The organism is Pseudomonas sp. B7(2017) (assembly GCF_002112745.1).
In the GTDB taxonomy this organism is placed as follows: Bacteria; Pseudomonadota; Gammaproteobacteria; order Pseudomonadales; family Pseudomonadaceae; genus Aquipseudomonas; species Aquipseudomonas ekonensis.
Window position 1 is genome coordinate 592,651 of record NZ_NEIP01000003.1, and the last position, 10,582, is coordinate 603,232.

10 protein-coding genes and 1 pseudogene are annotated in these 10,582 nt (G+C 67.7%); 8 read left to right on the plus strand and 3 right to left on the minus strand.

Annotation, left to right across the window (positions count from 1 at the left end; genetic code table 11):
• The first annotated feature begins 120 nt into the window (after positions 1 to 120).
• Positions 121 to 855 carry an ABC transporter substrate-binding protein gene (locus CAG29_RS09005; protein ID WP_085586396.1) on the plus strand — a complete coding sequence of 245 codons (735 nt, stop codon included), beginning with the start codon at positions 121 to 123 and terminating at the stop codon, positions 853 to 855.
• Between the two features lie 130 nt (positions 856 to 985).
• On the opposite strand, the gene CAG29_RS09010 is transcribed toward CAG29_RS09005, so the two are convergent.
• Both CAG29_RS09010 and CAG29_RS09015 read right to left on the minus strand, forming a co-directional pair.
• Positions 986 to 2,416 carry an FAD/NAD(P)-binding protein gene (locus CAG29_RS09010; protein WP_085694273.1) on the minus strand — a complete coding sequence of 477 codons (1,431 nt, stop codon included), beginning with the start codon at positions 2,414 to 2,416 and terminating at the stop codon, positions 986 to 988.
• Positions 2,417 to 2,482: 66 nt separating this feature from the next.
• Positions 2,483 to 3,046 (minus strand): helix-turn-helix domain-containing protein, encoded by a 564-nt coding sequence (locus tag CAG29_RS09015; RefSeq protein WP_085694275.1) that lies wholly within the window; start codon positions 3,044 to 3,046, stop codon positions 2,483 to 2,485.
• A gap of 85 nt (positions 3,047 to 3,131) precedes the next feature.
• Here CAG29_RS09015 and CAG29_RS09020 point away from each other — a divergent pair, with 85 nt between their 5' ends.
• The 7 genes from CAG29_RS09020 to CAG29_RS09050 all read left to right on the plus strand — a co-directional run bounded on the left by CAG29_RS09020 (position 3,132) and on the right by CAG29_RS09050 (position 10,450).
• Positions 3,132 to 4,067, plus strand: coding sequence for a DMT family transporter (locus tag CAG29_RS09020; protein ID WP_085586390.1), 936 nt, complete (start codon positions 3,132 to 3,134; stop codon positions 4,065 to 4,067).
• A 343-nt stretch (positions 4,068 to 4,410) separates the two neighbouring features.
• Positions 4,411 to 7,311 carry a monovalent cation/H+ antiporter subunit A gene (locus CAG29_RS09025; RefSeq protein ID WP_085633238.1) on the plus strand — a complete coding sequence of 967 codons (2,901 nt, stop codon included), beginning with the start codon at positions 4,411 to 4,413 and terminating at the stop codon, positions 7,309 to 7,311.
• Entirely contained in the window at positions 7,311 to 7,655 is a 345-nt protein-coding gene (locus tag CAG29_RS09030; protein ID WP_007986256.1) for a Na+/H+ antiporter subunit C, read from the plus strand. Before CAG29_RS09025 ends, CAG29_RS09030 begins: the two co-directional genes overlap by 1 nt.
• Positions 7,652 to 9,331 carry a monovalent cation/H+ antiporter subunit D gene (locus CAG29_RS09035; protein WP_085694277.1) on the plus strand — a complete coding sequence of 560 codons (1,680 nt, stop codon included), beginning with the start codon at positions 7,652 to 7,654 and terminating at the stop codon, positions 9,329 to 9,331. The genes CAG29_RS09030 and CAG29_RS09035 overlap by 4 nt, the downstream gene beginning before the upstream one ends.
• Entirely contained in the window at positions 9,328 to 9,816 is a 489-nt protein-coding gene (locus CAG29_RS09040) for a Na+/H+ antiporter subunit E (protein WP_085586384.1), read from the plus strand. Before CAG29_RS09035 ends, CAG29_RS09040 begins: the two co-directional genes overlap by 4 nt.
• Positions 9,813 to 10,091: a K+/H+ antiporter subunit F gene (locus CAG29_RS09045; protein ID WP_085586382.1), complete on the plus strand. Its 279-nt coding sequence runs from the start codon at positions 9,813 to 9,815 to the stop codon at positions 10,089 to 10,091. Before CAG29_RS09040 ends, CAG29_RS09045 begins: the two co-directional genes overlap by 4 nt.
• Positions 10,088 to 10,450 (plus strand): Na+/H+ antiporter subunit G, encoded by a 363-nt coding sequence (locus CAG29_RS09050; protein ID WP_085586380.1) that lies wholly within the window; start codon positions 10,088 to 10,090, stop codon positions 10,448 to 10,450. Before CAG29_RS09045 ends, CAG29_RS09050 begins: the two co-directional genes overlap by 4 nt.
• A gap of 30 nt (positions 10,451 to 10,480) precedes the next feature.
• On the opposite strand, the pseudogene CAG29_RS09055 reads toward CAG29_RS09050, so the two are convergent.
• Positions 10,481 to 10,582 (minus strand): annotated as a pseudogene (locus tag CAG29_RS09055) (DUF3995 domain-containing protein); the annotation flags it as partial.

The window sequence follows — 10,582 nt, forward strand, 5'->3', positions numbered from 1 at the left end:
CCATAGCAACCCGCCACTACCGATAAGCCTTGCTCTCTGACGCAAAAGCCCCGCTGATTGCGCGGGACAGGCAGCCCGCGCCCGTACTAAGCTGCGCGTTTGATTTTTCAGGGACGATCCATGAAACGCCTCGCCGCCTGTCTGCTGTCATTGCTGGCCCTGACGGCCCACGCGGCGGAGCTGCGCCTGCTCACCGACAACCATCCGCCTCTGCACTTTCAGGAAGGCGACCGCCTGGTGGGCTTCGGCGTGGACGTGGTGCAGGCCCTCGCGCAGCAGACCGGCGACCACATCCACCTGCAGCAGGTGCCGCTGCTGCGGGCATTGCGCATGGCCAGCGACTCGCCGGACACCGGTGTGTTCACCGTATTGCGCACCAACGAGCGCGACGACCGTTACCAATGGGTGGGGCCGCTGGTGGAGGTCGAGACCGCGCTCTATGCCCACGAGAACCTGCAGAAACCGGTGCGCAGCCTGCGCGAAGCCGACCACTTGGGGCGGATCACCGTGCCGCGCAAATGGCTGGCCTACAGCTATCTGCAAAAGCAGGACCTGAACAACCTCTACGGCGTGGAGACCCCGGAGCAGATGATGCGCCTGTTCAGCCTGGGGCGAACCGACTTCGTGGTCTCCGACACCCTGTCCAGCGCCACGTTGGCCCGCGAGCAGGGCATGGAGCCAGGCCGCCTGCAGTACCAGATGCCGCTGATGAAGCAGGACACCTACATCGCCTTCTCCCGCCAGACCGACCCCCGCCAGGTCGCCCGCTGGCAACAGGCGCTCGACGCCTTGCGCGCCGATGGCCGACTGGAGGAAATGCGCCAGCGTTGGCTGGTGGACAGCTTGCCGCGCTGACCCGAGCTTGCTTTTGCGGTGGCCTTGCGGGCCTCATCGCCAGCAGGCTGGCTCCCACATGGGTGCTGTGGTGCAGCTAAAACGGTGGGAGCCAGCCTGCTGGCGATGAGGCCGCAACGACGCCCCCGAACTAAAGCCCCGCCAACTTCACAGCCAACGCCTTGGCCTGCGCCGCCACATCGGTGACCGCCGTGCTCTCCCACCACATCCCGCGCAACGGCGGCCCCATGGCGAACAGCCGCGCTGACGCTTGCCCCTGCGCATCCACCACCGCGCCATCCGCCGCCGCAGCGATCCCCAGCGCCAACGGCCCCGGCCGCACCAGCCCGCGCGCCAGCAGTTGCCTGGGCAGCGGACGCGCCACCCGGCGCCAGTCGTACTCGATGCCGCTGGAGTTGATCAGCGCCTGCCCCGCCACCCAACACGTGTCCGCCTCGCCCCGGCGACGCAGGCAGATGCTCACTCCGCCCTCGGACATCGCCTCCAGCCCTTTATAGGAGGCGGCCTGAATGCTCAGCCGCCCTTCACGCTGCAGGCGCTCGACCACCTCGGCGCTCAACGGCGGCGAACGGTGGTGATGGCTTTCCCACCACGGCCGCACATGGCGCACGAACTGCCGGCGCTGGCCGTCGGTAGCCTGGCTCCACAAGCGGCCGATGTGCGCCCGCACCATATCCAGCGGCGCCTGCCAGTCGACGCCTTGGGCGATAGCATCGCGGCACTGCCGGCGCACCGCCCGCAGCAGTTGGCGAGGGCTGCGGATACCGGGGTCTTCGGCAAGAAAGTCCACCCAGACCGGCGGCTGGCGGCGTACATGGGGCAGAAGGCCGTGACGGGAGAACACTTTGATCGGCCCACGGTGCCCGGCCTGCTCCAGAGACACCACCGCGTCGACCATGGTCAGGCCGGAACCGATGATCAGCACCGTGGCGTGGGGATCGAGCCGGCGCATCGCCGCGACGTCCCAGGGGTCGAGCGCTGCGGCGTTCAGCCCGCTGGAGTGGGTCTGCGGTGTACGGGCGGCGGGGAACAGGCCGGTGGCGATGACAGCACGGGCACCTTGCAGGCATTGGCCATCGCTCAAGGCGACGCGCACCGAGCCGGCCTCGACCTGCACGTCCACCGCCTCCGCCCGCACATGCTCGACGGTCGAGCCGTGCGACGCGCCCGCCTGTTGCGCTTCGGCCAGACGTTGCTGCACGTAGACGCCGAACAGGCCCCGTGGCGGAAACAGCTCGCTGACCGGCACCGATTGCCGCCCCGACTCCGGCCAGCCGCCGTCGGCGATGTGAGTGGTGAGCCATTGGGTCAGGTCATCGGCGTTGTCCGGATCCACGCTCATGCGCGCCGCGTTGCCGTTGAGCGTGTGCCCCAGCTCCACCGCGCTGTAGGCCTCGCCGCGACCGAGTTCAGGCCGAGGCTCGACCACCAGGATCCGCCGCCGGCCCGGCAGGCGCAGCAGCTGCGCCGCCAGCAGCGCGCCGCTGAGGCCGCCGCCGATGATCACGATGTCAGCCTGACGGGTCGGGGAAGTCGCCTGTCCGTGTTCGGGGTGTGTCATCCGCTTCACCGCTCCGTCGTTGAGGTCATGCCACCTTAAGGGATCGGCCGGGGAATGTCCTGCCGCTCAGATCACCACGTTGCGCACGAAGCGCGCCGCCACGTCGCCGTCGTTACGGTAGCCGTGGGGCTGGTTGCTGGCGAACATGAAGAACTCGCCGGCGGCGATCCGCTGCGGGCGGTCGCCCAGCATCAGGGTCAGGCAGCCTTCGAAGACGAAGATCTGCTCGCTCCAGCCCTCGGCGTCCGGTTGCGAGGGGTACACCTCGCCCGGTTGCAGGCACCACTCCCATTGCTCCACCGCGCGGGTGGCGGTGGCCTTGGACAGCAGCACGGCCTTGCTGCCGGGAATGTTGCCGGCCCAGGCCAGTTCGTTGATGCGGCCCGGGTCGCGGTTGTCCGGCGCCTGGATCAGGTCGCTGAACGCCACGTCGAGGGCTTCGGCGATGCGGTCCAGGGTGGTCAGGCTGACATTGTTCTCGCCGGCCTCGATGGCCACCAGCATGCGCCGGCTGACCCCGGACTGCTCCGCCAGGGTGGCCTGGCTCATGTCGATGGCATGACGCAGGCGCCGCACGTTCTGGCTGACATGCTGGAGGACGGACGTCCGCGGAGGGGAATCTTTGTGCACTATATTGCTCACTCGGTGGGGTTGGGCAGTATACTGCGCAACGTTGGGCGCATTGTGCGTTCCCCTCCTCCTAGCGTGCAAGGTCATGATGTCGCTCAATTCCCCCCACACTTCCCCGCGTCTCCCCCGGTTCAGCAAGGCCGAAGCCGTGCTGGTGCTGATCACCATGCTCTGGGGCGGCACGTTCCTGCTGGTGCAGCATGCGATGACCGTCAGCGGCCCGATGTTCTTCGTCGGCCTGCGCTTCGCGGCGGCGGCCAGCATCGTGGCGCTGTTTTCGTGGAAGCACCTGCGCGACCTGACCTTGTTCGAACTGCGCGCCGGCGCCTTCATCGGCGTGGCGATCATGCTCGGCTACGGCTTGCAGACCGTGGGCCTGCAAAGCATCCCCAGCAGTCAGTCGGCGTTCATCACGGCGCTCTACGTGCCGTTCGTGCCACTGCTGCAATGGCTGGTGCTGGGCCGCCGGCCCGGGCTGATGCCGAGCATCGGGATCATGCTCGCGTTCACCGGCCTGATGCTGCTGTCGGGGCCGTCCGGGGCGTCGCTGAACTTCAGCCCCGGCGAAATCGCCACGCTGATCAGCGCCATCGCGATCGCGGCGGAAATCATCCTCATCAGCACCTATGCCGGCCAGGTCGATGTGCGCAGAGTGACGGTGGTGCAACTGGCGGTGACGTCGGTGCTGGCGTTCCTGATGGTGGTGCCGACCGGTGAGGCGATTCCTTCTTTCTCGTGGCTGCTGGTGTCCACCGCCCTGGGGCTGGGGGCGATGAGCGCGGCGATCCAGGTGGCGATGAACTGGGCGCAGAAGAGCGTGTCGCCGACCCGCGCCACCCTGATCTATGCCGGCGAGCCGGTGTGGGCCGGCATCGCCGGGCGGATCGCCGGGGAGCGCCTGCCGGCGATTGCCCTGGTGGGCGCGGGGCTGATCGTGGCGGCGGTGATCGTCAGCGAACTGAAGACCAAGGCCAAGGGCGCCGAGGCCGACGCCGCCCTGGAGCGTGAGATCCAGGGTTGAATCATCGAGGGCGGCGGCGCCTGACCCGGCGCCATCGCCAGCAGGCTGGCTCCCACAGGTATCCCGGGTGTCCACAAGATCCACGTACGCCACCAAAACCTGTGGGAGCTGGCTTGCCAGCGATGAGGCCGGCACTGCCGACATCTCTGTTGCCTGACTCGACTTGCCAGCGATGAGGCCAGCGATCCGACGCAGAGGCCATCACCGGCGCCATCACGCTCCCTGAAACCATGTAAAGGAGGAAATTTCCGACTACCTTGTAGGATTCTGAGACATCCTGGCGTTTGGTGATCGGGGAACTGGCACGTATGATGCTTCACAAACTTCCGCAGATTAGAAGCCTATGTCCCTGATAGTTCTACTGCTTCTGCCTTTTCTGGGCAGCTGTCTGGCCGCGGTGCTGCCGCACAACGCACGAAACGCCGAATCCCTGCTGGCCGGTCTGATCGCCCTGATCGGCACCGTTCAGGTGGCGCTGCTGTACCCGCAGATCGCCGACGGCGGCGTGATCCGCCAGGAGTTCATGTGGCTGCCCAGCCTGGGCCTGAACTTCGTCCTGCGCCTGGACGGTTTCGCCTGGCTCTTCTCGCTGCTGGTGCTGGGCATCGGCACGCTGGTCTCCCTGTATGCCCGCTACTACATGTCGCCGGACGACCCGGTGCCGCGCTTCTTCGCGTTTTTCCTGGCGTTCATGGGCGCGATGCTCGGGCTGGTGATCTCCGGCAACCTGATCCAGATCGTGTTCTTCTGGGAACTGACCAGCCTGTTCTCGTTCCTGCTGATCGGCTACTGGCACCACCGCCACGACGCCCGGCGCGGCGCGTACATGGCGCTGATGGTCACCGGTGCAGGCGGATTGTGCCTGCTGGCGGGGGTGCTCATCCTCGGCCATGTCGTGGGCAGCTATGACCTGGACAAGGTCCTGGCCGCCGGCGACCTGATCCGCGCACATGCCCTCTACCCCGTTCTGCTTCCCCTGATCCTCATCGGCGCCCTGAGCAAGAGCGCCCAGTTCCCCTTCCACTTCTGGCTGCCCCACGCCATGGCGGCGCCCACACCGGTTTCGGCCTACCTGCACTCGGCGACCATGGTCAAGGCCGGGGTGTTCTTGCTGGCGCGGCTGTGGCCGTCGTTGTCCGGCAGCGAAGAATGGTTCTACATCGTCAGCGGCGCCGGCGCCGCCACGCTGCTGCTGGGCGCGTACTGCGCCATGTTCCAGAACGACCTCAAGGGCCTGCTGGCCTACTCGACCATCAGCCACCTGGGCCTGATCACCCTGCTGCTGGGCCTCAACAGTCCGCTGGCCGCCGTGGCCGCGGTGTTCCACATCCTCAACCACGCCACGTTCAAGGCCTCGCTGTTCATGGCCGCCGGGATCATCGACCACGAAAGCGGCACCCGCGACATCCGCAAGCTCAACGGCCTGTTCAGACTGATCCCGTTCACCGCCACCCTGGCGATGGTGGCCAGCGCGTCGATGGCCGGCGTGCCGCTGCTAAACGGCTTCCTGTCCAAGGAAATGTTCTTCGCCGAAACGGTGTTCATCAACGCCACCGCCTGGGTCGAAGCCACGCTGCCGGTCGTCGCGACCATCGCCGGCACCTTCAGCGTCGCCTATTCCCTGCGCTTCACCGTGGACGTGTTCTTCGGCCCGACCGCCACCGACCTGCCGCACACCCCGCACGAGCCGCCGCGCTGGATGCGTGCGCCGGTGGAGCTGCTGGTGCTGACCTGCCTGGTGGTGGGGATCTTCCCGGCCCAGGTGGTCGGCCCGCTGCTGGCTGCGGCGGCCACGCCCGTGGTCGGCGGCACGCTCCCTCAATACAGCCTGGCGATCTGGCACGGCCTCAACGCGCCGATGATCATGAGCCTGATCGCCATGTCCGGCGGCATCGTGGTGTACCTGCTGCTGCGCAACCAGCTCAAGCGCGGGCGCTTCAGCTTCCCGCCGCTGGTGGGCCGCTTCAACGGCAAGCGCCTGTTCGAGCGCAGCCTGGTGGCGATGATGCGCCTGGCCCGGCGGCTGGAGCGGCGGATCGGCACCAAGCGCCTGCAGGCGCAGCTGTTCCTGATGGTGCTGGCGGCGGTGCTGGCCGGCCTGATCCCGATGCTGCACAGCAGCCTGAGCTGGGGCGACCGGCCGAAGATCCCGGGCTCCATCGTGTTCGTCACCCTGTGGCTGCTGGCGATCGCCTGCGCCCTGGGCGCCGCGTGGCAGGCCAAGTATCACCGTCTCGCGGCCCTGACCATGGTCAGCGTCTGCGGCCTGATGACCTGCGTGACCTTCGTCTGGTTCTCCGCGCCGGACCTGGCCTTGACGCAACTGGTGGTGGAAGTGGTGACCACCGTGCTGATCCTGCTCGGCCTGCGCTGGCTGCCCCGGCGGATCGAAGAGGTCTCGCCGCTGCCCAACAGCCTGCGCAAGGCGCGGGTGCGGCGGGTGCGCGACCTGCTGCTGTCGGTGGCCGTCGGCGGCGGCATGGCGCTGCTGGCCTACGCGATGCTGACCCGCCAGACCCCCAACGACATCTCGTCGTTCTACCTCAGCCGCGCCCTGCCCGAGGGCGGCGGCAGCAACGTGGTCAACGTGATGCTGGTGGACTTCCGCGGCTTCGACACCCTGGGCGAAATCACCGTGCTGGTGGCCGTGGCCCTGACCGTGTACGCCCTGCTGCGCCGGTTCCGCCCGCCGAAGGAAAGCCTGCAATTGCCGGCCCAGCAGCGCCTGCTGGCGCCGGACGTGGTCACCGACCTGGTCAACCCGCGCTCGGCCAGCGACACCGCGCTGGGCTTCATGATGGTGCCGGCGGTGCTGGTGCGCCTGCTGCTGCCGATCGCGCTGGTGGTGTCGTTCTACCTGTTCATGCGCGGGCACAACCAGCCGGGCGGCGGTTTCGTCGCCGGGCTGGTGATGTCGGTGGCGTTCATCCTGCAATACATGGTCGCCGGCACCCAGTGGGTCGAGGCGCAGATGAGCCTGCGGCCGCTGCGCTGGATGGGCACCGGGCTGCTGTTCGCCACGGTCACGGGGCTGGGGGCGATGGCCGCCGGCTATCCGTTCATGACCACCCACACCTGGCATTTCAATGTGCCGTTGCTGGGCGACCTGCATATCGCCAGCGCGCTGTTCTTCGACATCGGCGTGTATGCGGTGGTGGTCGGCTCGACCCTGCTGATCCTCACCGCCCTCGCCCACCAATCGGTGCGGGGCCATAAAACCGCCGCCGCCAAAGGAGCCGTCTGATGGAAGAAGTCATCGCAATCGCCATCGGTGTGCTCGCCGCCTCCGGCGTCTGGCTGATCCTGCGTCCGCGCACGTTCCAGGTGGTCATGGGCCTGTGCCTGCTGTCCTACGGCGTCAACCTGTTCATCTTCAGCATGGGCAGCCTGTTCATCGGCAAGGAGCCGATCATCAAGGACGGCGTGCCCCAGGATCTTCTGCACTACACCGACCCGCTGCCCCAGGCGCTGGTGCTGACGGCGATCGTCATCAGTTTCGCCATGACCGCGCTGTTCCTCGTTGTACTGCTGGCGTCCCGGGGCCTCACCGGCACCGACCACGTGGACGGCCGGGAGCCTAAGGAATGATGGCGATGACTCACCTGATCGCCGCGCCGATCCTGCTGCCGCTCTTGACCGCCGCCATCATGCTGATGCTGGGCGAGCGGCACCGGCCGCTGAAGGCCAAGCTCAACCTGGCCTCCAGCCTCGCCGGCCTGGGGATCGCCGTGGCGCTGCTGGCCTGGACCCAGACCACCGGCGTGCCCGGCTCCATCGGCGTATACCTGCCGGGCAACTGGCAGGTGCCGTTCGGCCTGGTGCTGGTGGTGGACCGGTTGTCGGCGCTGATGCTGGTGCTCACCGGGATCATCGGCGTCAGCGCCCTGCTCTACGCCATGGCCCGCTGGGACGGCGCCGGGTCGAGCTTCCACGCCCTGTTCCAGATCCAGCTGATGGGCCTGTACGGCGCGTTCCTGACCGCCGACCTGTTCAACCTGTTCGTGTTCTTCGAGGTGCTGCTCGCCGCCTCCTACGGCCTGATGCTGCACGGTTCCGGGCGGGCGCGGGTGTCGTCGGGGCTGCATTACATCTCGATCAACCTGCTGGCCTCGTCGCTGTTCCTGATCGGCGCGGCGCTGATCTACGGCGTCACCGGCACGCTGAACATGGCTGACCTGGCGCTGAAGATCCCGCTGGTGCCGGAGGCCGACCGTGGCCTGCTGCACGCCGGCGCGGGCATCCTGGCGGTGGCGTTCCTGGCCAAGGCCGGCATGTGGCCCTTGAACTTCTGGCTGGTGCCGGCCTACGCCTCGGCCAGCGCGCCGGTGGCGGCGATGTTCGCGATCATGACCAAGGTCGGCGTCTACACCCTGCTGCGCCTGTGGACGCTGCTGTTCTCCGGCCAGGCCGGGGCGTCGGCGTACTTTGCCGGCGACTGGCTGATCTACGGCGGCATGGCCACCATCGTCTGCGCCGGGATCGCGATCATCGCCGCCCAGCGCCTGGAGCGCATGGCCAGCCTGAGCATCCTGGTGTCGGCGGGAATCCTGCTGTCCGCCACCGGTTTCGCCCAGCCGAACCTGGTGGCGGCGGCGCTGTTCTATCTGGTCAGCTCGACCCTGGCGCTGAGCGCGCTGTTCCTGCTGGCCGAACTGATCGAGCGTTCGCGCACCGCCAGCGAAGTGCCGCTGGAAGACGAAAACGAACTGCTGCCGCGCCCGCAGGAGGCTGCCGCGCCGGTCAAGGGCACCAACCTGGACGACGACCAGCAGGCCGTGGTCGGTCAGGTGATTCCCTGGACCATGGCGTTCCTGGGCCTGAGTTTCATCGCCTGCGCGTTGCTGATCGTCGGCATGCCGCCGCTGTCCGGGTTCATCGGCAAGCTCAGCCTGATCGGCGCCCTGCTCAACCCGTTGGGCCTGGGCGCGGGCGAGCCGGTGTCGCCGGCCGCGTGGTCGTTGCTGGCGCTGCTGATCCTGTCGGGGCTGGCTTCGCTGATGGCCTTCTCGCGGCTGGGCATCCAGCGCTTCTGGTCGCCTGAGGAGCGCCCGTCGCCGGTGCTGCGCAAGCTCGAATGCACGCCGATCCTCTTGCTGCTGGGCCTGAGCATCGCCCTGACCTTCAAGGCCGAGCCGCTGCTGCGCTACACCGAAGCCGCCGCCGATGCCCTGAACAATCCGCAGCAATACGTGATGGCCGTGCTCGGCACCCGCGCCGTGCCGAGCCCCGAAGCCAAGGCCGCACTGCAGGAGGCCCACCCATGAAGCGTCTGTTCCCTGCCCCCTGGCTGTCGCTGGCGCTGTGGCTGCTGTGGCTTTCGCTGAACCAGTCGGCCAGCCCCGGCAACCTGCTGCTCGGCGCCGTGCTGGGGTTCGCCGCGCCGCTGATGATGCGCAAGCTGCGCCCGCAGCGGATCCGCATCCGCCGTCCGGGCACCATCCTGCGCCTGTTCCTGCTGGTCGGGCGGGACGTGATCCACTCCAACCTGGCTGTGGCCTGGGGCGTGCTCAACGCCGGCCGCCGGCCGCCCCGCTCGCGCTTCGTCAAGGTGCCGCTGGACCTGCGCGACGCCAACGGCCTGGCGGCGCTGTCGATGATCACCACGGTGGTGCCCGGCACGGTGTGGTCGGAGCTGGCGCTGGACCGCAGCATTTTGCTGATGCACGTCTGGGACCTGGACGACGAAGCGCAGTTCATCCAGCACTTCAAGACCACTTACGAGCGGCCGCTGATGGAGATTTTCGAATGAGCCCGTTGCTGTCGAACGCGATCCTGCTCACGCTGTTCCTGTTTTCCCTGGCGATGGTGCTGACCCTGGTGCGCCTGTTCAGGGGGCCGTCGGCCCAGGACCGGGTTCTGGCGCTGGATTACCTGTACATCGTCGCCATGCTGATGATGCTGACCCTGGGCATCCGCTACTCCAGCGACACGTACTTCGAGGCGGCGCTGCTGATCGCGCTGTTCGGCTTCGTCGGCTCGTTCGCGCTGGCCAAATTCCTGCTGCGGGGCGAGGTGATCGAATGAACGCGCCATTGTCTTTGTGGGTGGAAATCCCGGTGGCGATCCTGCTGGTGCTGGGCGGCACCTTTGCGTTGATCGGCGCCTTGGGGCTGCTGCGCATGAAGGATTACTTCCAGCGCATGCACCCGCCGGCCCTGGCCTCGACGCTGGGTTCGTGGTGCGTGGCGCTGGCGTCGATCCTGTGTTTTTCCGCGTTCAGCGAAGGGCCGGTGGTGCACGCCTGGCTGATTCCGATCCTGCTGGCGATCACCGTGCCGGTGACGACCTTGCTGCTGGCACGGGCGGCGCTGTTCCGCAAGCGCATGGCCGGGGACGATGTGCCGGCGGAGGTGAGCAGCCGGCGGGGTGAGAGCGAGGGCTGACCTCGGGAGACGGGGTGTCTTCGCCGGCCCCATCGCCAGCAACCCCGCCCCCAACACCGTGCACAGCGGCGAGTAGAACCAGGTGTCGAGCCAGGCGAACCGCGAGGCCTTCACCTCCTTGAAGAAGCCCAC

What these genes read in the sequence shown, in the direction of transcription:
- CAG29_RS09020 (WP_085586390.1), top strand. Translation starts at nt 3,132, where the DNA reads ATGATGTCGCTCAATTCCCCCCACACTTCCCCGCGTCTCCCCCGGTTC.
- CAG29_RS09045 (WP_085586382.1), top strand. Translation starts at nt 9,813, where the DNA reads ATGAGCCCGTTGCTGTCGAACGCGATCCTGCTCACGCTGTTCCTGTTT.
- CAG29_RS09050 (WP_085586380.1), top strand. Translation starts at nt 10,088, where the DNA reads ATGAACGCGCCATTGTCTTTGTGGGTGGAAATCCCGGTGGCGATCCTG.
- CAG29_RS09030 (WP_007986256.1), top strand. Translation starts at nt 7,311, where the DNA reads ATGGAAGAAGTCATCGCAATCGCCATCGGTGTGCTCGCCGCCTCCGGC.
- CAG29_RS09035 (WP_085694277.1), top strand. Translation starts at nt 7,652, where the DNA reads ATGATGGCGATGACTCACCTGATCGCCGCGCCGATCCTGCTGCCGCTC.
- CAG29_RS09040 (WP_085586384.1), top strand. Translation starts at nt 9,328, where the DNA reads ATGAAGCGTCTGTTCCCTGCCCCCTGGCTGTCGCTGGCGCTGTGGCTG.
- CAG29_RS09005 (WP_085586396.1), top strand. Translation starts at nt 121, where the DNA reads ATGAAACGCCTCGCCGCCTGTCTGCTGTCATTGCTGGCCCTGACGGCC.
- CAG29_RS09025 (WP_085633238.1), top strand. Translation starts at nt 4,411, where the DNA reads ATGTCCCTGATAGTTCTACTGCTTCTGCCTTTTCTGGGCAGCTGTCTG.
- CAG29_RS09010 (WP_085694273.1), bottom strand. Translation starts at nt 2,416, where the DNA reads ATGACACACCCCGAACACGGACAGGCGACTTCCCCGACCCGTCAGGCT.